Annotated in this window: 19 protein-coding genes; 6 read left to right on the forward strand and 13 right to left on the reverse strand. The window is 37.9% G+C overall.

The genetic code is table 11. The features are described from left to right. From ABIL69_00780 to nuoE, 6 genes are all read right to left on the reverse strand, one after another. The coding region (locus tag ABIL69_00780; GenBank protein ID MEO0122525.1) for a TolC family protein at window positions 1-503 on the reverse strand (503 nt) is incomplete at its 3' end. Between the two features lie 176 nt (window positions 504-679). Then, entirely contained in the window at window positions 680-2080 is a 1401-nt protein-coding gene (gene gltA, locus ABIL69_00785; GenBank protein ID MEO0122526.1) for an NADPH-dependent glutamate synthase, read from the reverse strand. A 77-nt stretch (window positions 2081-2157) separates the two neighbouring features. Further along, the gene (locus ABIL69_00790; GenBank protein MEO0122527.1) at window positions 2158-2982 is read right to left on the reverse strand and encodes a sulfide/dihydroorotate dehydrogenase-like FAD/NAD-binding protein; all 825 of its coding nucleotides are present in this window, start codon (window positions 2980-2982) and stop codon (window positions 2158-2160) included. Window positions 2983-3113: 131 nt separating this feature from the next. After that, window positions 3114-5303 carry a molybdopterin-dependent oxidoreductase gene (locus ABIL69_00795; GenBank protein ID MEO0122528.1) on the reverse strand — a complete coding sequence of 730 codons (2190 nt, stop codon included), beginning with the start codon at window positions 5301-5303 and terminating at the stop codon, window positions 3114-3116. A gap of 79 nt (window positions 5304-5382) precedes the next feature. Next, on the reverse strand, window positions 5383-7212 hold the full coding sequence (gene nuoF / locus ABIL69_00800) for an NADH-quinone oxidoreductase subunit NuoF (GenBank protein MEO0122529.1): 1830 nt from the start codon (window positions 7210-7212) through the stop codon (window positions 5383-5385). Next, complete coding sequence (nuoE, locus tag ABIL69_00805) at window positions 7190-7651, reverse strand: NADH-quinone oxidoreductase subunit NuoE (protein MEO0122530.1); 462 nt, start codon at window positions 7649-7651, stop codon at window positions 7190-7192. Before nuoE ends, nuoF begins: the two co-directional genes overlap by 23 nt. A 95-nt stretch (window positions 7652-7746) precedes the next feature. Between nuoE and ABIL69_00810 the strand changes: the two genes are divergently transcribed. Genes ABIL69_00810 through ABIL69_00820 form a run of 3 tightly spaced genes read left to right on the forward strand, consistent with a single transcriptional unit; the run spans window position 7747 to window position 11590 of the window. Next, window positions 7747-9213, forward strand: a complete 1467-nt coding sequence (locus ABIL69_00810; protein MEO0122531.1) for a transglutaminase family protein — start codon at window positions 7747-7749, stop codon at window positions 9211-9213. Then, window positions 9213-9938: an ABC transporter ATP-binding protein gene (locus ABIL69_00815; GenBank protein MEO0122532.1), complete on the forward strand. Its 726-nt coding sequence runs from the start codon at window positions 9213-9215 to the stop codon at window positions 9936-9938. The genes ABIL69_00810 and ABIL69_00815 overlap by 1 nt, the downstream gene beginning before the upstream one ends. Then, a complete protein-coding gene (locus tag ABIL69_00820; GenBank protein ID MEO0122533.1) occupies window positions 9935-11590 on the forward strand; it encodes a hypothetical protein in 1656 nt (551 codons plus the stop codon). The genes ABIL69_00815 and ABIL69_00820 overlap by 4 nt, the downstream gene beginning before the upstream one ends. 3 nt (window positions 11591-11593) lie before the next feature. Here ABIL69_00820 and ispH read toward each other — a convergent pair whose 3' ends face one another. Together ispH and ABIL69_00830 are read right to left on the reverse strand one after the other, a co-directional pair. Next, entirely contained in the window at window positions 11594-12415 is an 822-nt protein-coding gene (ispH, locus tag ABIL69_00825; GenBank protein ID MEO0122534.1) for a 4-hydroxy-3-methylbut-2-enyl diphosphate reductase, read from the reverse strand. Continuing rightward, complete coding sequence (locus ABIL69_00830) at window positions 12412-12990, reverse strand: lysophospholipid acyltransferase family protein (GenBank protein ID MEO0122535.1); 579 nt, start codon at window positions 12988-12990, stop codon at window positions 12412-12414. Before ABIL69_00830 ends, ispH begins: the two co-directional genes overlap by 4 nt. A gap of 92 nt (window positions 12991-13082) precedes the next feature. Between ABIL69_00830 and ABIL69_00835 the strand changes: the two genes are divergently transcribed. After that, a complete protein-coding gene (locus tag ABIL69_00835) occupies window positions 13083-13931 on the forward strand; it encodes a patatin-like phospholipase family protein (GenBank protein ID MEO0122536.1) in 849 nt (282 codons plus the stop codon). A 45-nt stretch (window positions 13932-13976) separates the two neighbouring features. Here ABIL69_00835 and ABIL69_00840 read toward each other — a convergent pair whose 3' ends face one another. Continuing rightward, entirely contained in the window at window positions 13977-15221 is a 1245-nt protein-coding gene (locus ABIL69_00840; protein MEO0122537.1) for a T9SS type A sorting domain-containing protein, read from the reverse strand. Between the two features lies 1 nt (window position 15222). On the opposite strand from ABIL69_00840, the gene ABIL69_00845 reads away from it, so the two are divergent. After that, entirely contained in the window at window positions 15223-15357 is a 135-nt protein-coding gene (locus tag ABIL69_00845) for a hypothetical protein (GenBank protein ID MEO0122538.1), read from the forward strand. Here the strand turns inward: ABIL69_00845 and ABIL69_00850 are convergent. The 4 genes from ABIL69_00850 to ABIL69_00865 all read right to left on the reverse strand — a co-directional run bounded on the left by ABIL69_00850 (window position 15345) and on the right by ABIL69_00865 (window position 22059). Further along, entirely contained in the window at window positions 15345-15899 is a 555-nt protein-coding gene (locus tag ABIL69_00850; protein ID MEO0122539.1) for a hypothetical protein, read from the reverse strand. The two genes, ABIL69_00845 and ABIL69_00850, sit on opposite strands and share 13 nt — an antisense overlap. A 10-nt stretch (window positions 15900-15909) precedes the next feature. Continuing rightward, window positions 15910-17418: a DASS family sodium-coupled anion symporter gene (locus tag ABIL69_00855; protein MEO0122540.1), complete on the reverse strand. Its 1509-nt coding sequence runs from the start codon at window positions 17416-17418 to the stop codon at window positions 15910-15912. A 410-nt stretch (window positions 17419-17828) separates the two neighbouring features. Next, window positions 17829-19310: a T9SS type A sorting domain-containing protein gene (locus ABIL69_00860; GenBank protein MEO0122541.1), complete on the reverse strand. Its 1482-nt coding sequence runs from the start codon at window positions 19308-19310 to the stop codon at window positions 17829-17831. Then, the gene (locus tag ABIL69_00865) at window positions 19300-22059 is read right to left on the reverse strand and encodes a TonB-dependent receptor (GenBank protein ID MEO0122542.1); all 2760 of its coding nucleotides are present in this window, start codon (window positions 22057-22059) and stop codon (window positions 19300-19302) included. Before ABIL69_00865 ends, ABIL69_00860 begins: the two co-directional genes overlap by 11 nt. Before the next feature lie 556 nt (window positions 22060-22615). Here ABIL69_00865 and ABIL69_00870 point away from each other — a divergent pair. Continuing rightward, window positions 22616-23836 carry a hypothetical protein gene (locus tag ABIL69_00870; GenBank protein ID MEO0122543.1) on the forward strand — a complete coding sequence of 407 codons (1221 nt, stop codon included), beginning with the start codon at window positions 22616-22618 and terminating at the stop codon, window positions 23834-23836. Window positions 23837-23856 lie beyond the last annotated feature (20 nt).

Below are 23856 nucleotides of genomic sequence, written 5' to 3' on the forward strand. Positions count from 1 at the left end.
ACATCAGCCTGGAGTAACTCAAGTCTTGATGCAGAACCGAGTTCATATTTCGTTTCAACAAGTTTTTTATTCTCCAGTGCACGCTCCAGTGCCTTCTGGGATGAATTCAGTAATTCATTTGCAGTGATAAGATTGTAATATGATTTCTTTATATTTAAGATAAGATTTGCAATATCCTGATTATGCTGTATTGAAGTGCCTTTTTCCTGTCCTTTGGCAACAACTATTGAACTTATCACATCAAGGTCAAATACGGGCATTGAAAGAGTGATTGAGCCTGTGTAACGCTCGGTAGTCATACTCTGATATTCACTCTTTGTCCAGGACCCGGTTGTTGAATTTGTAGGCAGGAGATAAGAGAGTGCCTTGAAAAATTGAACCCTGGACTTTGCCAGATTTTCTCTTGACTCAAGGTAAGTCGGACTTTGTCTCAATGCAATATCAATGGTTTCATTAAGGGATAATGTATCAATTTGTGACATTAAAGAAATTATTATCCACATATACTTTTATATTATACACACATCCAGCACAAAATCAAGTATCAGATTAAACATATGTGTCAATTATTACAGTAATGGTGTTTGTGATGTGATATCCCTTTTAAAAAGTTTCAAAAATGTGTCATTCTATCAGGCAAACTTTTTTAGTAGTAAAAAAATGAAAAAACAAAAATAACTTACCAGATACCGGTTCTTAAAAATTCGTCCATTGACCGTGCAGCAATGCGGGCATCACCCATTGCAAGAATTACGGTTGCCCCACCCCTCACCACATCACCACCTGCCCAGCAGCGGGGCTTTGATGTCTTCATCGTTGCCTTATCAACCTCAATATTCCCCCATTTCCCTGCCTTCAAATCTGGGGTAGTTTGTGGAATCAAAGGATTGGGTCCTTGACCAATGGCACATATCACAGTATCAACTGCGGAGATATAATTGGAACCTTCTATTGGCACGGGTTTTCTTCTTCCTGATGCATCGGGTTCACCAAGCTGCATTTTTATACACTCCATTTCTTTTACCCAGCCATTCTCATCACCAATATATTTTATTGGCAGCGTAAGCCAGTCAAATATAACACCTTCTTCTTCAGCGTGATGTATCTCTTCTGCCCGTGCTGGCATCTCCTGTTTACTTCTGCGATAAACAATATGTACTTCATCTGCACCGAGCCTTAATGCAGTCCTTGCACAATCCATTGCGACATTTCCACCACCAACAACTGCGACCCTCTTTCCTCTAACAATCGGTGTATCATATTCAGGGAATAGATATGCCTTCATTAAATTGGAACGGGTTAAATATTCATTTGCTGAATATACCCCATTCAAATTTTCTCCCGGAATATTCATAAACCAAGGCAATCCAGCGCCCGTACCGATATATACTGCATCAAATTCCTTTAGCAACTGGTCTATTGTTGCAGTCTTACCAACAATAAAATTCAGAACAAGTTTTACTCCACACCTGATTAAATAATCTACTTCACGATAGACAATCGCCTTGGGCAGACGAAATTCGGGAATACCATAGACAAGCACTCCACCAGGTTTATGTAATGCCTCAAATATTGTGACTGAATGCCCAAACCTGTTCAAATCGCCTGCCACGGTCAAACCGCCGGGACCCGAACCGATCACCGCCACTTTCTTTCCCGTTGGTGGGGGTAATTCTGGAATAGGTGCCTCACCCTGTGCAGCCTCGTAATCAGCCGCAAACCTCTCAAGCCTTCCAATCGCCACGGGTTCAAATTTTTTCGCAAGGGTACAAACCTGCTCACATTGTGTCTCCTGGGGACAGACCCTACCACATACTGCAGGCAGAACATTCTTTTCTTTTAGTTTTTTAATCGCTGCCTTAAAATCTCCTTCGGCAATAAACTTTATGAATCCCGGTATATCAATCTCTACTGGACAGCCTGAAATACAGGGTGCCTTTTTACACTGCAAACATCTTTTGGCTTCGGCAATTGCCTCTTCGGGGCTATATCCGTAAGGAACTTCATTGAAATTTTTTATCCGCTCTTTAGGCGGCTGCTCCCTCATTGGGGTTTTTTTAGGAACTATCTTTTCAGGCATAGTGCATCCTTCGGATTTGAGATTTGAGATTCAAATTTAGATATTTAGGCATTTTGGTATTTAGGTATTTTATTGCTTTATCCATATTTCTCACACTCATAAAAACTTAAAGACCTTCTTTCTTCAGTTATATATATGTGCCGGCGGGTAAGAAGATTCTGCCAGTCAACAGTGTGGCCATCAAATTCCGGACCATCAACACAGGCAAACTTTGTCTCGCCATTTATTATCACACGACAGACCCCACACATTCCTGTTGCATCAATCATAATTGGATTTAATCCCACAATCGTCTTTATCCCGAAAGGTTTGGTAGTTTGAGAAACAAGGTATGTAAGATATGTGCAACCCTGGGCGTAGACCATATCCACGCTATACTTTGAAAGATAATCATTCAAAAATTTATCAATATGTCCAGCATAACCCTTTGTCCCATCACGGGTTATCTCAAAAATTTCATCACTATATTCTTTCAACTTTTCCTGCCAGTAAAGCAGAAAACTGCTCCTTGCCTCAATCGCGGTAATGATTTTGTTATTATTATTTTTGAACGCCTTTATTACAGGATAAATAGCACCAATCCCATAACAACCACCAATCACAAGAATTTTTTTATCGCTAACCATTTCGGTTGGTTTACCCAGTGGTCCAGCAAGGTCAGCAATTGTCTCTCCTGTTTTCAAACAACCAAGTTTTCTTGTTGATGTTCCAACTTCCATAAATACAACACTTGCTGAACGTTCATCCCAGTCAACAAGATTCAATGGTATACGCTCACCAAATTCATCCGCACGGACAACAACAAACTCGCCAGCCTTTGCGTTCAAGTGGATAAAATCAGATTCAAGAATCATAAAATGGATATTAGGGACAAGCAATTCTTTTTTTAATATTTTAACCATAAATCACCTTGCAACCAATAATGCAACAGCATTTTGCAGAGTAAACTCTGCCACTACATTGCAATATTTATTCGTTCGACTAAAGATAGACGCCACATTTAGGTATTTAGGCATTTTGGAATTTAGGTATTTTATCTTATGCATTCTATCCTCACCCTCTGGCTCTCAATCAACCCATTTTCCCTGTTATAGTAAGCAAATACATAACCCATTGGGACCTTTTCTGTAACCAATATTTCCATTTCAATCTCCGAATCTTCTGTGACTACTTTTACCCTTTCACCATTTTTTATCCTCAATTTCTTGGTATCCTCAGGATTAATCCATAAAACTCTATCCTGATGCACTCTTCTAAATCCCGTCAGTATATCTGATAACCTTCTGTTTCTGAATCTAAACCCATTTTCCCGAATAATTAAATAAAATGGATAATCTTTAGTAAGACTCTCACCCTTTGTTTTATTCCTATCACTTTTGGATGTATCAGTCTCCGGAGCAACCTCACTTTTTATCCTTTCAAAATCTGTTCTTTCAACAATACTTTTTATTATCCACTCATCAGGTCGTGCATTTCCTCTTGGCTCAACGGCCTTATGCAATCTCTTCTCTTTTCCTTTGATATCAATAAAACTTCCATCAACCTCAATAAATGTTGCTGCAGGTAAAAATAGGTCAAAATCAAACTCAGGCAAAAAGCAATCCTGCACGATGACCTTTTTGTATTTCTTTGTCTTTGGTATTGCAGCACCGATAAGGTAAAGACATTCAATTGAATTATTATTTATGACATCAGTTGCCCTTAATATATTTGCCTTGCTTAAGAATGTGTGATTTAGATTACTCACAAGCGGGAAACATTTGAATTTATTTCCACACTTATATTCCATAATATTATTCGGATTGTATAGAACACAGATTTCTCTATTTTTAATTAAACGTCTCGCATCAATATATTCCTGCTTTTTAATACCGGCAAAATCACTCAATTTATCGGAAGATAATAAATGGTCAAGGGCCTCCCATTCCTTTGCGGGTTCGGGTCTTAACCATATATCAGCCATATCCGCTATTTTTGTCTGAATCGGGTCAATGACAATTATAACTGGCTTCTCATTCAAAAATTTCTTTAAATTTAATAAAAAGACTGAAAAATCATTTATGAGGTCAAGATTGAGCACAAAAAGTGCAATCTTTTTTTCGGGTCTATCAAGGCAGATTTCATCAAAACTGTTAGAAGTATTTATCTCGGCACCCAATTCTTCAACACCCATTATCTCAGAAAATGTATTCAGGGCAGTAATTGTTTCCATAGTCAAGTCTGGAGAGAAAATAACACCGGTCTTTCCTTGATATTCTTTTAAGATATTACCGGCAATTTCAATCGCCTCGTCCCAGGAAATTTCTATTAGTTGGCCATTCCTCTTTACCAGCGGGGTTGTAATTCTCCTTGGATGATTGACAATGGGTGCAATCCCGAAACGACCTCTGATACACAACGGTTCTTTATCGGGTCTTGTTTTGATTAATCCATTTCCATTCACCTCGGCAACTATTTCACAACCCATACTACAGAGCATACAATGAGTCTTGCTCTCTTTTTCACATTTACCAAGATATTTATTATACCTTTCACGCATCGCACCAGTTGGACAGGCATCAACACAGGCACCACAGAATTGACAATTTGCGTCAAGATGGGGAAGATTGAACGGCGTTCCGACAAGTGTCTTGGGACCGCGATGGTGAAAATCAATTACATAGGCATCTCTCAACTCTGCACAGGCGCGCACACATCTGCCACAGAGAACACAGAGATTGTAATCCCTTTCAAAAAATGGGTCATAATCTTCTACCGGGATATTTCTATATTTAAAGGAGAAAGGAATTTCTTTTATTTCAAATTCTTCAACAAGTTTCTGTAGTTCACAGGTTCCATTCGCAGAGCAGTATTTACATCCGAATGTTATTGGTTCCTTTTCAATACATTCCATATAGTTTGCACAATCCTTTGTCTTGTCACAAATCAAACAGGAGTACGGGTGTTCAGAAAGTATCAACTGGAGTATGAATTTGCGAATTTCTTTAAGAAGCGGGGTATCGGTCTTGATAACCATTCCATCCTGAACCGGTAACGTGCAGGCAGTCATAGGTCTATTATTACCTTCAACTTCAACAATACATAGCCTGCAACCACCATAAGGGGTTAAATTATCCTGATAGCAAAGTGTAGGTACGTAAATATTTTCGCGACGACAGACTTCCAATACCGTCTCACCCTTTTTGGCTGTGTATTTTTCACCATTGATTACGATATTCACCATATTAACAATTCACCTCATCGTCCAACTAAGGACGTAACGAGTTTCCAAACCGTATAACTCAAAACGATTGACATTCTTTTCATATTGCCGGTGTCACCTTCTTTACTGCATTGAATTTGGGTGGACATACAGAAAGACATATTCCGCACTTTATACATTTTGATTGATCAATCTTGTGAACCTTCTTTGGTTCACCCGAAATTGCCTTTGTCGGACAGTTCTTTGCACAGGCAACGCAACCAGTGCATAAATCCGGGTCAATCACATAAGAGATGAGTGCCTTGCAAACAAGTGCCGGGCACTTCTTTTCTTTAATATGGGCAATATATTCATTTTTAAAATATTTTATTGTGGTCAAGACTGGATTGGGCGCGGTCTGCCCAAGACCACATAGAGAACCGAGTTTTACATTCTTGCCTATTGCCTCAAGTAATTCAATATCATTCTCCTTACCCTGTCCTTCAACTATACGATTCAGGATCTCAACCATTTGTTTTGTTCCGAGTCGGCATGGAACACACTTTCCACATGATTCCTGCTGGGTAAAATTCAAAAAGTACCTTGCCACATCTACCATACAGGTATCTTCATCCATCACAATCATACCGCCTGAACCCATCATTGAACCGACGGCAGTGAGACTCTCGTAGTCAATAGGTAAGTCAAGATGTTCTTTTGGAATACAACCTCCGGATGGTCCACCGGTCTGAACTGCCTTGAATGCCTTATTATTAGGTATCCCGCCACCGATATCATAAATGATTTCGCGCAGGGTTATTCCCATTGGAACTTCAACCAATCCGGTATTGTTTATCTTGCCCACAAGGGAAAATATCTTCGTTCCCTTGCTATTCTCTGTTCCAATAGAAGCAAACCAATCAGCACCCCTAAGGATTATCACGGGCACATTTGCCCAGGTTTCTACATTATTAATATTCGTGGGTTTTCCCCACAATCCTTTTTCTACCGGATAAGGCGGCCTGGTCCTCGGTCTTCCCACCCTTCCTTCAATCGCCGCCATTAAAGCAGTCTCTTCGCCGCAGACAAATGCACCTGCTCCTTGAACAACATCAATATTAAAATTAAAACCAGTGCCTAAGATATCCTCACCAAGCAATCCATATTCAAGTGCCTGTTTAATAGCAATTTGAACCCTTTTTACCGCAAGGGGATATTCTTTTCGCACATAGATAAATCCTTTTTGGGCGCCAATTGCATAGGCACCAATAAGCATACCTTCAATCACCGAATGGGGGTCTGCCTCAAGAACACTTCTATCCATAAATGCACCGGGGTCACCTTCGTCTCCGTTACAAATGATATACTTTGGATGTCCTTCTGCAGCACGGCATAATTCCCATTTTTTACCAGTAGGAAATCCTGCACCCCCCCTACCCCTTAATCCTGATTTTTTAATTTCCTCAATAACTTGCTCTGGCTTCATTGACGATAAGACCTTCTGGAGTGCCTGATAACCATCAAATGCAATATATTCTTCAATATTTTCCGGGTCAAGCCTGCCCCGATTACGCAAGACAATGAGCCGCTGGTGTTTGAAAAATCCGATATCTGACATTTTTGGAACGGGTAGCGCCTCTTTTTCTGGCACATACATCAATTTCTTTGCCGGTCTGCCTTTTATAAGGTGTTCCTCAACGAGGTATGGCACATCCTTCTCAGTAACCCTTTGATAAAAAATTGAGTCAGGCTGGGCAATTACGATTGGGCCACGCTCACAAAATCCCTGACAGCCAGTCGCAATCACTCTAACCTCTTCCTGAAGCCCTCTTTTGGCAATCTCTTTTTCCAGTGCCTCTTTGACAACAAATGAACGGTTTGAAACGCAACCGGTACCGGCACAGACAAGCAGGTCTAATCTAAAACCTTTAACCTTTATCTTCTTTGGCATACTTCTCTAATAATTTATCAACCTTATTAACGGTTGTCTGTCCATGATATTCACCATCAATAACCACAATCGGAGCCAAGGCACAGGCACCGAGGCAATTGACGGTTTCAAGGGTAAATTGATTATCAGGCGTGGTCTCACCGGATTTTATATTCAATCGTTCTTCAATTCTGCTCAATACCGCGGGAGCACCACGCACATGACAGGCGGTTCCCATACAAACCGTGCAAAGATGTTTTCCCCTTGGAACAAGGCTGAAGGCGGCATAAAATGTTGCGATACTATAAATCTTGCTCAATGGAATATGCAATGCTCTTGAAACATACTCAAGCACTTCCCTGGGAAGATAATTATATTTATTTTGAATATTGTGCAAAACCTGAATAAGGTCAATTTCTTTCTCAATATACTGCTCTATGATACGGTTAATATCTTTCATAAGATAAAAATTATATTCAATTTCAAAAAAAAATCAAGTAGCCATTTAAAAACAGGATTGACTTGGGCTCTCAATTGGGTATAATAACTATATCTATGAAGAAAATTATCACTATTTTAATTATGGTTTTAATAGTAGGTATCACGATTTTTCTGTTTTCAATAATCCCCGACCGTCCACGAAGTAATGAGTTAAAAGAAAATAACCCCGGAACTGTCAAAGAAATATCTGAAGAATGGCTCGGTATTTTTATTCAAGGACAAAGGGTTGGATATACCTTTACAAAGATTAAAAAACTTGATAGAGGTTTAGAAATTGAAACCAACAGTCAAATGACTATAAATATGATGAATGAAATAACGACCCTTAAAACCCAGATATTTGCCACTGCCGATACTGATTATGCCCTTACGGATTTCTCGCTTTTTATAAATGCTAAAGGGCACGAATCAAAGATAGAAGGTAATATAAAAAATAATAAACTCATACTTACTACATATTCTCAAGGCATAAAACAAACCCAGGTCAAAGAAATTAAAGAGAAACCTTATATTCCTGATGTGATCGATTTAATTGTGCAAAAAAAGGATCTAAAGCCCGGCACCGAAATAACCCTTCCGTATTTTGATCCAACAAGTCAATCAACAGGAAAGGCAAAAATAAAGGTCTATCCCGAAGAAAAGGTAATGGTTTTAAATAAAGAAACCCGAGGCAAAAAGATCGAAATAAATTTTATGGGCGTGGTTTCATATGTATGGCTTGATGAAAACAATAAGATAATAAAAAATGAGACCCCTAATCTATTTATGGAAATGATCCCCATGACCAAAGATGAAGCACTTAAAGAAGTTAAACCCCAGGAGGCATTTGACCTGTTGAGTTTCTTCTCAATAAAACTATCCAAACCTTTACCAGAAGACAGGAAAATATCTTTTGTAAAACTCAAACTAACAGGTATTTCGGTTGAAGGGTTAGACCTTAATGATGATTTCCAAAAAGTAGTTTCTGAAGAACCTCTGATTATAGAAATATCACTCGCTGATATTAATTCTTTGAAAGATTTAACAGTGCCAATTGCCGAATATAAGGAATTTCTATCGCCTTCGGCATATATTCAGTGTGAGCATCAAGATATTATCAAAGCAGCAAAAGAAATAGCTGGAAAAGAAAAATCTGCGCTTAATATAATAAAAAAGGTCACCAACGGAGTCTATAGAATGCTGAAAAAAGTCCCTACGCCTTCAATGCCCTCAGCAATTGATGTACTTAAGACAAAAGAAGGCGACTGTAATGAACATTCAATTCTCTTTACTGCATTTTCAAGGGCTCTTGGGATACCAACGAAAGTTTATGTTGGGTTAGTAAATCTTCAGGGAGATGCTTATTTCTATCATGCATGGTGTGCGGTATGGCTTGGACAATGGGTGCCGGTTGACCCCACATTCAACCAATTTCCGGCTGATGTATATCATTTAAAATTAAAAGAAGGCGAGATATCAGACTGGGCTGAAGTAATGAGGGTCGTGGGCAAACTCAAAATTGATGTATTAGAGTATCATTGATGAAAAGTCTTATTATAAAGAATCTGTCTAAAAGTTTTGATGGTATCTGGGCAGTTAGAAACTTAAGTCTTGGATTGAATAAAGGCGAAATCTTTGTCTTACTCGGACCGAATGGCGCGGGGAAGACCACGACCTTGAAACTAATTGCTGGGCTCCTCCATCCTGATTCCGGCGAAATCACATTGAATGGTATTGATCTAAAAAAAGAGCCAATAAAATATAAATCCCTGCTCGGCTATGTTCCGGATGAACCATTTATCTACAATAAGTTAACTGGTAGAGAATTCATAAATTTTGTTGCCGGACTATTTGGTATTAAAAAAGAACTTTATGATGAGAAACTAAACGCGCTAATCAGACGATTTGAAATTGGTGATTGGATTGATGAACCTTCAGAAACCTATTCCCACGGGATGAAACAAAAGATAATAATGTGCCAGTTACTGATGCACGACCCCGAATTGATTTTGATTGACGAACCACTCGTTGGGCTCGACCCCAAAATGAGTAAGATAGTGAGGGAAACATTTATTGAACTTGCCCACATTGGAAAAACACTCCTTGTTTCAACACACACCCTTCCATTTGCCCAACAGATTGCAAATCGTATAGGTATTATAAACAAAGGTGAATTAAAATTTGTAGGAACAACTGAAGAGCTTGCTGAAGTCTCCGGCAGGAAAGATATTGAAGAAATATATTTGAAACTTACTGAAGAAATGTGAAGACCTTTTTCTCTTTATTCTGGGTTCGTCTGCGACTTTTATTCAAATATTTTACACCGCAGGAACATAAACTTCCCCGTATTACATTTTTTATTATTCTAATCGGATTTTTATCTGGTGGTTATTTTTTATTCTTCAGGATTTTCGCATACCTTGCTACAGTAGAAATTATCGGTCCTGCAATTATGGCACGAACAATTGAAATGATTCTATTTGTATTCTTTATAATGCTTCTTTTCAGTAATATTATAAGTTCATTTTCTACATTCTATAATAACCAAGAATTACATTTCCTTTTTTCACTTCCTGTCTTACCCACAACGATATACCTTGCTAAATTATTTGAAAATGCAATCTATGCTTCCTGGGCAACATTTGCAATAGCAATACCTTTGATACTCTCATACGGGGTCTCTAATAATGCTAATTTTATATTTTATCCTGTATCATTTTTTTGTTTTTTTGTTTTTCTAATCATTCCTTCAGCCCTATCTGCTGTAATAATATTCATATTTGTCATACTCTTCCCTAAATTTAAACCCAAGAATATAATATTTATTTCACTATCTTTCATTTTCATATTGATCCTGCTTTATATCAAGATTGGAAATCCGGAGTTGTTGAGAATTTTTGAAACTGAGAATGAGAGAGAATTGCTTATGTTTGCTGCCAATCTTACGACCGTAGGAGGTATTTATGTTCCTTCAACCTGGTTGAGTAATATCTTCAAAAATTTCGTATCACCGAACCCCGCAGGTTATATCTATATATTACTCTTGATATTTGTTGCATTGAGTTGCATTGCACTTTCATATATTATTGCCGAATCAATTTATCATAAATCATTCCTGCTCATTGCCGAACATGGTGGTAAGGAAAATAAGAGAAAATCACTCCTTGCGGGATTTCAGAAAAATCCGATTCACGCTTTTTTATTTAAAGATATAATACTATTTGTGCGTGAACCAACCCAATGGGTTCAACTCGCTATATTTGTAATACTGCTTGTTGTCTATATCTTCTCATTACGCAGAACACCGATCTATTTTGGCTTTTCATTATGGCGTACAATCGTTTCCTTTGCAAACTTTGCCTATGTGAGCTTTGTCATTGCAACATTAGGGGTAAGATTTATCTTTCCGGCGATGAGCCTGGAAAAAAAAGGAATTTGGATTATAAAAACTTCACCTTTCAGTCTGACTAAGGTTATTTTTACAAAATATGTCTTTTATGGTTTGCTCGGGATTATACTGATAGAATCTTTGCTTTTCTTCGCAAATTTTTTTATAAAAACCGAACCCATAATATTTTACTTCTCACTCTTTATAGGATTTTTCGTATCCCTGTCTTTGGTATCAATAAACCTTGGTATGGGTTGTATTTTTCCCCAATTCAACGAAGACAACCCATCAAAAATTGCCTCGGGTAGCGGAGGAATTATTTCTGCATTAACAAGCATTGCGTATATTGCAATAGTAATAATTATTTTCGCTGCTCCAGTGCACAACTATTTAACTAGTCACTATTTCGGAAGAGCACTAAATCTAAAAATAATCATCACTTCTTTTTTAACATTCGCCATTTTGAATTTCGCTACAATTTATCTACCAATAAGGTTGGGCATAACATCAATGAACAAAAGGGATTTTTGATTTTTATATCTTTTTTAAATAATTAATAACCCTTTCAATCTGCTCATCAGGTGTTGAGGCACCTGCGGTAACACCCACGCTCTTTACACCCTTAAACCATTTGGTTTTTATATCATTCACTGATTCTATGTGATATGACGGCTTTATACTCCTACATATCTGGTATAATCTTGTCGTATTAGCACTGTTCTTCCCACCGATCACAAGCATTATATCAACTTTTCTGGCAATTGAAAGTGCCTCCGCAATCCTCAGTATTGTCTCATCACATATTGTATTATAAATCTTCATTTCAATAACCTTTGGTAATAAATTTTTTACGGCATTGTAAAAATGTTCAAAATCAAGCGTGGTTTGTGGGACAACTCCAATCTTCTTATGTTTCAATACAATATTTTCCGAATATATCGCAGAGTTCTTCCCTGCATAACCGAGGAGCCCCCTGACTTCAGGATGGTCTTTTTCACCAACAATGATAACAAAATATCCTGCCTCAACAAGTTTTTGAACATAGTGTTGAGCACGACGCACTTTCGGACAGGTTGCATCAATAATGTCCACGCCCCGCTTTTTTAATTTCTTCAAAAGTGCAGGCCTTATTCCGTGCGAACGGATAATAACCGTGGGATTTTTTGCTTTGATTTCATCAACCTCTTCAGTTATCTTTATCCCCTTCTTCTCAAGTTCAGCAACAAAATCTCTATTGTGTATCAAAGGTCCTAACGAATACACACATTCTTTTTTCTGAACCGCATCCATCGCCATTTTTATTGCCCTCTTTACGCCAAAACAAAATCCGGAGTGTTTCGCACAATATATCTTCATTTTAAATTCTTAACCTCCTCTCTTATTTTATTTGAAAATTTTTCAAAATCCTCTTTTGTATTTTGATAACCATCAGGATAGATAGGCTTGCCATATATTATCTTCACATTATTCCAGCGTATCATCAAACTTATCCAGTTTTTATTTGAATTTATTATTTTAACCGGCACAACAGGGATATTATAATTTATTGCGAGAAAACCAACACCCGGATTAAAAGGTAAGAGCACACCCTTTCTTGAACGCGTTCCTTCAGGAAATATGACAACAGGCTTGCCGGATTTGAGCAATTTTATCGCGGGCCTTATTCCCTGCCCGCCCTCAAGATTTATTGCATTATAGGTTTTAATAAGCCAGGTAAAAAATTTAGACAATACAAACAACCCCGGCTTGGCAAGGAAGAAAACCTCTCTAAATGCGGTATAGCCTATCAATGGTGGGTCTAAGAAAGAAAGGTGATTGCTCGCAAGAATCACCGGACCCTTTTTGGGAATCCTGCCTTTAATTTTAACACCGGTGAGAAGAAGAAATAATGGGAATGTCAAAAGCCATGAGATAAGCCATTTCAATCCCATACAAAATTATATAACAAATCATTCAAAATGCAAGGGTGTTTTTTTTGCACCTGAATCCTTGAATTATAAAATATTTTCGGTATAATAAAACTATGCTTGGATTAGTTCTCGGTGGTGGTGCTGCAAAAGGTTATGCTCATATTGGGGTAATTAAATTTCTCGAAGAACTGAATATCAAACCTGATATTGTTGTTGGCGCAAGTATGGGTTCACTCATTGGTGGATTTTATGCCAAGGGATTTACTGCCCAAAAAATGGAAGAAATTGCGTTACAGATAGACAAAAAGAAAAAGAAAGAATTATTCAGATTCCAACTCTCTAAAAAAGGGTTTATCAATGGGAAAAACATTGTTAAATTTCTGAAACCATATCTTGGTGATACAAAGATTGAAGAACTGCCGATAAAATATGCTGCAGTAGCCACTGATATTGAAGAGAATGCAGAGATTGTGATTGACAGTGGTGATTTAATTCAGGCAATAAGGTCATCAATTGCAATACCGGTCGTCTTTACACCCAATAAATACGAAGGAAGAATTCTCATTGATGGTGGTTTTATCAGTCCTGTGCCGGTGGATGTAGCAATGATTCTTGGTGCGGGAAAAATCATTGCAGTGAATGTTCTTCACAGATTTGAATACCCACAAATTAAAATGTCAGCACATCAGGAATCGGGCAGAAAATATAATATAAAAGATATTTTTATAAAAACATTTGATTTGATAAGTTCAAGACTGATTGAATATGACATTAAACAACTCAAAAATGGCGTATGGATAGATATTGATACAAGGGGAATTGGCCTTAGCCAGTTTGAAAAAGCAAAAGAAGCGATTGAAAGGGGATATATTCAGGCAAGAAAATATAAAGAAAAACTATTACAACTTATTTCTGCTTACGAAGTTAATACAAACAAACAGACAAGGGTTATCACGGAATAAAGGACTCCTTTCGCCCCTCTTCCCCCTTATTCTCCCTTCTTCACCCTATCTTAATAGCACTACCTTCTCTACCTTATTGAAACCGCTCCCATCAAATTTGACAAAATACACACCCGCAGGAAGTTTGCGACCCTCATCATCATCACCAAACCAGATGATACTGGATTCATGATTCATGATACAGGATTCAAGATTAAAAGACTTAACCACCCGACCCGAAACATCATAGATTGACAAACTTACACTCTGATTTCTTAATCCAGTATCATGTATCGTGTATCTTATATCAAGTCTTTTCCTGAATGGATTGGGATAGACTTCTAATTTCGGATTTCGGATTGCGGATTGCGAATTTTTTAAATCTTCGATACCGACGAGATTAATTCCAAAGAAGTGCATAATGGAATCAAGCAAGTCTGCCTTTTTTGAAGAATCATTATCCACAAGTCCGGAAAGTTCAAATGATACACCAACTGATTTATAATTGTTTGTGATATTTGCCACACCACAATAATAATCATCATCTCGGTCATGGAAGATTCTAAAACCCGTCTCTGTTGAATCTATCACATCAAGATAGAAATTCTCACCATTGTATCTGAATTCCATACCCTGAGTAAATGTGTTATTTACCCCTTCAACTGGTCCCATATTTGTATAGCCATCGCTTATTGGTCTGATACCAAAATATGGGTTGAAATCAAAACCGAACATTACAAAAGGGTCAAATGCCCAGCATTCACCACCCTCAAGATATACATTACCAGCCTGATTTATGAAATCTATAACTTTTTTAACCTCATTGCAATCTTTAAATAATACATAATTTTCATAAGCTACACCTGTACAGATAAATAGCGACTTATAGTTTTTTAAGCATTCAAATGAGTAAAATTGTGTATTTATGTAATCGCCAACATAACCGAGATTTTGCAGAATTGAATGTATTATTGGTCCACTTGAATTGTTCCTATCCGGGTCCCAGACAAGATAATCTTTTTTGCCAATTATGACCTTTATCCTTATCGTATCAATATCACCTGAATTTTCACTCAATATCAAATCAATATCAGCAAATGTTCCTTGCGGTGCATTGGATACCGCCTGAATCCGGAAAGAAATTGAATTTCTCACCAACGAATCAATTAAAACACTACCGAAATATGCACTGCCATTTACAATGTTAAGATACGGTGATGAGCTCAAGATAATACCGGTTAAATTTTGGATATCAACCCCGCCGACATTCTTCAGCAGATAATAAAGTTCTACCTCTTCACCCGGGTCCAAAATGCCATTACCGTTTCCTGATGAATCATCAATAAAATATGAAACAAGGGTGCAATGGGCAGAATCGTCTGTGTATGAAAGGATTATGTCATCGGCGAAGACCTTCGCCTCTGCATGGAATGGTCAACATCCATAAGATTGGCCCAAAAGAGTTATTCTCAACTTATAAATTTCTGCAGGATTTACCCCTGGTAGATTTTGTAATTCTTCGGCAATATTGATTGTATCGGCAATCCAGTTTGTATCACTTAATTCTATTAAGTGAAGTTTAGGTGATGGTGTCCAGTAAAGTGTATCACAATAATTTAATAATCTTGTTTCACCAAGAATATTCTCATCAATATCAAGATAAGAGATAATGATTGACGCTACTGCTGGAGCAGGATGGGATGTATCAGCACATCGGGCAACCACTTTTGCTTTAAATGAAAGATTGAGGTTAAAATTCGGGATATAACAGGTCTGGGATATTGCGGTTATGAATCTATCAAGCCTTCCCACATAAACTTCTGAATCCGGGTCTTCTATTTCATACATTTTATCAGTATGAATCGTATAAGTCTCCCCTTGTGCATAACAATTCCAGTAATTTAGCGAATCTTCAAAATTTCCATTAAAAATAAAATTGCCGGCAAACACAAAATTCAATACAAAGACAGAAATAATAATTACTCTCATAAAAAGAACTCTACCCGAGTAATGGTAAGAGTAAAAATACACCCGCAAGAATTATCAGAAATCCTAAGAAATCAAAGATTATTCCAGTCCTGATCATTCTTGTAATTGGCACATAACCAGAGCCATAAATTATCGCATTCGGCGGTGTTGATACAGGAAGCATAAATCCATAACTTGCACCGAGACAGGCACCGAGTGCTGGCATCAGGGGGTTAACCCGGGCTACATTCGCAAGCGAAATCATAATCGGAATCACCATATTCGCTGAGGCTGTATTTGATGAAAGTTCACTGGTAATAATTGCAAGCATGATGGAAATTGCGGTTATTGCAAAAAGGCTCTTTGCACCAGTGAGGCTCAAAATGCCTTTTCCGATATTTTCTGCCAGACCGGTAGAAAACATCAGACTGCCCAAAGATAATCCACCTCCAAACAAAATAATCGTCCCCCAGTCTACATCTACTGCCTCTTTCCAGGTGATTGTTCCTTTTCTTTCTCTCCAGTTAAGTGGCAAAATAAATAAAATAATCGCACCAATGATTGCTGATAGCCCTTCTGGTATATGTGCCTCCCACCACTTACAGATTTGAGCGTCTGAACCAAAAATTATTGCTAATATGCCTGGGAAGACCCATAAAAAGACCGTTATCAAGAATCCAATCAAGACATTCCTCTCCCCGCGTGACATTTTACCCATTGCCTTCTTTTCTTTTTCTACATACTCTTCAATCCCTGAAAGTTTTTTAAACTCTGGTGGGAATAACAATCTTAGTAATAAAAATAGAACTGCATACATTATCGCCACCATCGGTATTGCAAATAGCATCCATCTGAAAAATGTAATATTTTTCCCTAAAAGTTCTTTAATCAATCCTATGCCGATAAGATTTGGTGGTGTTCCTACTGGTGTTCCAATGCCACCGACCGATGCGCCGTATGCAATGATGAGCATAAGACCCGTAGAATATTTCATTTTCTTAAGTTCTTTTGCTTGCAGTTGAGCAATTGTATTAAGAATTCCCAATCCTATTGGATAAAGCATTGCGGTTGTGGCAGTATTACTCACCCACATTGATATAACCACGGCAATAAGTCCGAGTGTAAAGAGAATAAGACTGCTACTCTTGCCAATTCCCGGAATGGATAGAATTTGAAATGCGAATCTGCGGTCAAGTCTGTGCACCATCATCGCCTTTGCAATAATAAAACTACCAATGAATAAAAAGATAATCGGGTCAGCAAAAGGCGCAAATATCTTCTTCATGGTATCAACGCCCATTATTACACAGAGTGTTGTACCCAATAACGCAGTTATCGGTATCGGAACTGGCTCAGTTATCCACCATACTACAACCCAGCCGAGTATTGCTGACAAAAAATGGGCATTTCTTGAAAGACTGGACATAGGGAGGAGCAAGAATACTACAAAAATAGTTGGTCCTAAAAAAAACCCTATTGTTGTTCTAAATCTCTCAAATCTCTCTTCACCCGGCGAAATCTTCTCTTCTACATCTTCCATTATTTTATCATATCTAATTTCTCATAGATGTCAAGTACACCGGTTGTGGTTGCTGAAAAAGTCTTTTATGTCACCCTGAACGTGTTTCAGGGTCTCAAAAGCTATCGATTTTCCAGACGCCGTCCTGATGAAAATCTGGATGCTGAAATAAATTCAGCATGACAATGGACGCTGAATCGCACTTTTTCAGCTACCTCCTGTTGTCCTGGCGTATTTAGTTTACTCTACTCGGATAATATCCTGCTCATACAATATTCATATGCAACTTTTCATCGTCTCTTATTCCAATCATCCATCCCGGGCTTGTGAATTTCCTCCATTCAACTATTGAATTATTCCATTATTTTATTATTATATAATAATGGAATGATAAAATCAAGGGTGATTATACAAAAATTTTATTAGAATATCTATTTTACGAGTATGATTTTTGAAACAAGTCTCCAGTCACTGAAATGTAGTACACAAAAATAGACACCATCATTTAGTTTTTCATTATTTTGATCCATGCCATTCCATTCTATACATTTGGAAAAAGGCAGAACTCGCACCAATCTTCCTGCAACATCATAGATATTTATGGCTTTTATTTCTGTAAGTTCCAGACCGTTGTAATTGAAAAGGCTAATAGCTACTTTATCGTGAAAAGGATTCGGAATAACTTTAAGAACTGGTCTCTGGTTTCCTTCATACACAATATCCTTCTCTTCTATTGCCAGTGTATCCTGTACTGTTTTTATAAGATAGATATCTCTGTTTTCAGTGGTGCCAAGTGTATCAATGTACCCACAAATCACATATCCATTATCGCTTGTCTTTTGAATTGCGTATGCTTCTTCGTCACCGCCGCCACCATAGGTCGTCTGCCACACGAGATTACCATTGGGATCTACTTTTATGAGATAGACATCAGTAGAACCAGCCCCATATGAATTTGTCCCGCCAGCAATCACAATATTCCCATTACGCGTTTCCATAACTGCACTCCCTACTTCATCGTTTTCGCCCCCATAAGTCTTAAACCATATTAAGTCTCCATCAGGAGTTACTCTTAAGAGACAGACATCCCAATTCCCCAAAGAATCTGTAAACCCCGTAGCAACATAATCACCGTTACTCGAGACCGTGACCGAGTAACCACTATCAAAACCGTTTCTCCCATAATTTCTTATCCAGATTGTATCGCCCTCAGGGTCTGTCTTAATGAGTAAAATATCAGCAGTTTCATTCATAGTGGTTTGCCCAGCAATTATGAATCCATTATCGTTAATTTGTTTAACAGAAAATACCACATCATCACCCGAACAGTCGTATTTTTTAAACCAGACTGAATTGCCCAAAGTGTCAACCTCCATAAGAAAGGCATCCCATGAATTACCGTAGGATGTAGTACTGCCGGCAACTATATAACCATCCGTTATTTCAATAACACACCGGCCTTCATCATAATCAGTGCCTCCATATGTCCTTGACCATTGTAAGTTACCATTTTTATCGACTTTTACTAGAAAAATTTCTGTATGGTTAATGCTGTCAAGCATAGTTATGCCACAGGCAATATATCCACTATCCCGACACTGAACAACACAGAAACCTCCGTCACAATATTGTCCTCCATACGTGCGCATCCAGATTGAGTCACCATTCGCATCAGTTTTTAGAAGAAAAAGGTCATATCCATCTGTAGTAGGTATATATTTCTCACCGGTAATGATATAACCACCATCAAATGTTTCTTTAACAGAATACCCCTCTTCCCAGCCAACATCTCCATAGAATTTTGTCCAGAGCGTATCAGGAGGCTGGCCAGAAAGTATATTTGACCATGAAGATAACATTAATACCAAAAGAGCAAATCTAAGATGAAAATGGAACAAGTTCTTAAAATTCAATTCCTACCCCCAATCTTATACGAAAAGGATTTTTGTAGAATGTCGGATCAGAATATAAGTCATTGAGAGCGGATATATATTCAGATTTCATCTCGGATGGAGTAATTAAGCCATCGTGATTGTAATCTGCCTGCGGCGAATAGTGTGTACCTGTGATTGGTATAAAATCAAATGCACCGAGTGTTGGCTCAGGTAAACCTGGGTCATCAGGGTTGCCGGTCGTAGGATAAACTTCGCTAATTTGCTTTGTGTTAAACAAGTTATTAATCAAACCAGTAAACACTAAAGAAAAATTCTTAACCCTTAATTTTTTACTCAGCTTCCAGTCGACATTCCAGTAACCGGGCATTCGTGAGGAATTAACATTTCCAGCCCTATCTCCCGAGAAATCAAGAGGCGTATATGGGTGTCCCGAGTGATAACAAAAAATTACCGAATTTGTAATATCGCGCAAGAATTTTATAGAAAAACTGCCGGGCACCTGAAAATCAATATTTGCCCTTATGCTATGTCGCTCATCATAATCAAGTGGATAATCTACTGCAGGAGGGATAACATCAGATTCATAATATAATTGATGTGCCCAGGCACCCGTTCCTTCAGCAAGTTGGAGCGTATAATTTAAGTTAAAACCCCACGCGTCTGCAAACGCCCTTATCAAAGCAATCTCAAGCCCTTTTACATAATATCTTCCATCATTGAAATATTGATAATATGGTTCAGGCAAAGCAATTACCTTCCTCAATTCCACAGCATTGAATATGTCTTTGTAGAAAATAGAAAAAGTAAATAGTAAAAATCTGCTTAACATATTCTCAAAACCAAATTCATAGGCAACAGTCTTCTCAGGTTTTAATGAAATATTGCTCAGGTTTGACCTATACCTCAGCATTATCAGTCTTATGACCGCAGTATCACTTGTGTTGTACAAATAATCAAAATTAGGAATGACATTATAATGCGAATAACTGAAACGGAATTTTTGCCATTCTGTTATGGGCAATGAAAAGCCAAGGCGCGGGGAGAGAGTGGTTATCTTATCTGCATAGGTCAAAGTATCATCCCCCAAATTATAAAGGTCTTTGAATGTCCACACTTGAGGGTCAAAATAATCAAATCTGATTCCTAAATTTGTAATCAAGATTGTAATGTCTATCTTATCTTGTAAAAAACCGGAGATTCTATATGGTGTCCGTTCGTAAAAATTAAAGTCGGGATAGTCTTCGGTAAGTGGTGGAAAAGTGCGATTGTAATATCTAATGTCATATTTAATAAAATCAATACCAGCCTTGAAATCGTGGTACTTGCCACATGCACATTCTATTTTTGCATGCATCTGCAGGTCGTTATTATACCAGTATCGCCAGACAGGATAATCGCCAATTGTGTAGAAAATTTCATCCACTCCGTAAGGGGATTTGCGAAGAACATCTGGCCCGGAATTTCTGCATCCAAGACGGATTCCTTCAATCAAGACTTCGCGTGGTGAAGCATAATGTGCTTTATATTCTTTAGTATTCAACAAATCAAGTAATTCTTCAAATTTTAGACGGTAATCATCATACCGTTTGTAGTTGTTTTTCAATTCCCACTCGTAGTCACGGGGACCAAAAACCCGGTCAAAGTGGGTGAAACCAATACCAACAGATGCTATTGTTTGCCAGCTAAGCATATAACTAAAACTACCTGCAAGAATCTGATATTTGCTTCTCATCATTGGTTTATTTTCAAGATATTTAAATGCTACGGCATTTTCTTCATACGGAATATAATATACAAACTGCTCTCTTACTCTGAGTCCTGAAATATCAAATTTTCCCCTCGCATTTGGTAAATAATAAGACAATTTTCCAAATAGCCGATAATCATTACCAGGAGAATAAATCCTGTATTTTGCAGGTTGATAAGCATCTGTGGAAAGCCATTCGCCAGATAAAAGATATCGTAATCTTCTCAACGGCAGCGGACCATTAATTAAAAATTTGTACTCATTATATCCGTAATCAAGTCTCTTGTTCTGTAGTATTCCATCAGAGAGCCAGCTGATATTTCCAGAATGTCGCGAACTATTTCCAGTTTTCGTGGCTATGTTGATAACTGCCGGGGCATCACCATTCTCTGCATATAATCCACCATTAATAATAGAAACTTCGTCTATGATTTCTTTGTTGATTTGAATTGGCAGTCTCCCAGTATTAGGGGCTCCAATTAAAATTCCATCAAGGTAATACTCTGTTTCATATACCTTTCCACCCCTGATATGAAAGCCCGAATTGGTCTCCGCAACACCTTGCTGGATTCTCAAAAAATCATCAAATGATATAATCGGCAATCTACGGACCTCTTTTGCCCTTTTGATAACAGCATTTAAACTTTGATTGACATAAATCATCCGCGGATAACATAATAGAAGAGGATGGATATCCCCAATGGGTGGTGATTTAAGTTTAAAATTTAAAAAGGTTGTTTGATCTGGTACAACCAGAACATTGTAAATAGTCACTGGGTTATAACCAATATGACTCGCTGTTACATTATACTCACCAGGTGGGACATTTAATATTAGGTAATTACCCTGTTCATCCGCAGCTGCACCAATTTCGCCTCCCATTATAAATACCTCGGCACTGATTAGTGGCTCACCAGATTCTGCATCAACCACTTTTCCTGCTATACTGCCATATTCTTCAGCGATAGCAAATCGGAATACAGTAATGGTATAGGTTATAAGTAAACAACAATACTTCATTCCAACCACCTCAACTAAATAAATTGTATTCCAAAAGGTTTCAATGTCAATATAGTATTTATCATCTCTAATTATTATCTGGTTTTAACAGGATTCAAGCATGCCCTGACTTGAATTAGATTCTATCCCAATTAGAAAACAAGACATTTGAACATATAAACAATTAAACAATTGTTTAATTGTTTAAAAGTCTGGTGCAAACCCGAAGATTTACTCTACATTATTTTAGAATTTTGAGGAATTAAAAATCCCTATTTTGTTTTTGATTGGTGTTTTCCGATAAAAGAAAGGACTTCAAGTTTTTCATAGGTAAGCCCCGGTCTTAAAATAGTGGGAACAATTACAATTTGATGATTTGACAATTGTACAATAGTCAAATGGATAAAATACAAATCCACTTCTCACCGGGTCAATGGAGCAATATTAAAGATGTGAATATATTTGAAGTTCAAACCCATATACAGGTTGACAAACCTTAGATTGTGAATACAATGTTTACATATTAAGATTCCAGAAGAGCCAGTATCTTCTGGAAAATTGGCAAAAAGGAGACAAAATGAACTGTAAAAAGGCATTGGCTATTTTATCGTTCGTTTTCTTTTTATTTCTAATTACCTGCAAGAAAAAAGAACCGGAACTGCCTGCTAAGGGTGTAGCATTCACCGATTCACTCTATGGAACAACAATAGTGCGCATTACCGATAAAGATATTGATAATTATTCGGGTAATGGTATAGAAAACGAGTATGCACGGGCAGATGCCTATAATATAGATGAAACCTATTTAATCCTCCGTGGCAATGATGGTGTCTTTTATCTATATAACGCCTCAAATTATCAACTTGTAAGAAGCCTTGACCATCTCAGTGGTGGTCAGGAACTGGAACCAAGATGGCACGCAACCGACCCCAATATCTTTTATTATTTTTCTGGTCCCAATCTCAATTCATATAATATTACAAGCAATGCACAGCAGATAATCCATAATTTTACCCAGGAATTTCCTAATTGCTCTTACATAACCACTGGGTCAGAAGGTGATGCATCTATGGATAGAAATTACTGGTGTCTTATGATTGTAGATTCGACATTTAACACAATTGCGGTCGTTGTCTATGAATTGAGCACAGATAGCATTATCGGTCAAAAGACGAGTTTTCCGGACGCTATAAATTGGGTGAGTATGGATATGTCAGGTAACCATGCAGTCATTGGATATGATAGCCATGTCTGCCAGGTCTTCAACAAGAATCTCACAAGTTATATTGACCTGCCTGCCGGTGCGAATGGGCATATGGATCTGGCACTCGATGCCTCAAATAATGATGTGATGGTCTATCAGAATAACGCCACGGACTGGATTGCAATGGCGGATTTGAATACTGGAACTGAGACCCAACTCGTCCAGATTCCCTTTGATGTCAATCCTGACATCGGGCTTCATTTTTCCGGCAATTGTGGTGCTACACCTGGCTGGGTTCTCGTTTCTACCTATGGAGCAAAAAATCCACCTAAAGGTAAAACTCATTCGTGGATGGATAATTTAATATTTATGGTTGAACTGAAGGCAAACCCAAGGATAATAAAACTGGCGCAGACCCACTCCTACACCGCTGAAGACCCAGAAGATGTAGAAAAAAATTATTTTGCTGAGGCATTTGCGAGTATAAATTATAATGGCACAAAGGTTGTCTTTGGTTCAAACTGGGGGATTCTGTCCCCGCTTGATTACACCGATGCGTATCAGGTTACAATGCCCACTGGCTGGAATCAATGAGCAAATTAGTAATAAATGCT

The organism is candidate division WOR-3 bacterium (assembly GCA_039802005.1).
Lineage (GTDB): Bacteria > Hydrothermota > Tepidihabitantia > SM23-42 > JAOAFX01 > JAOAFX01.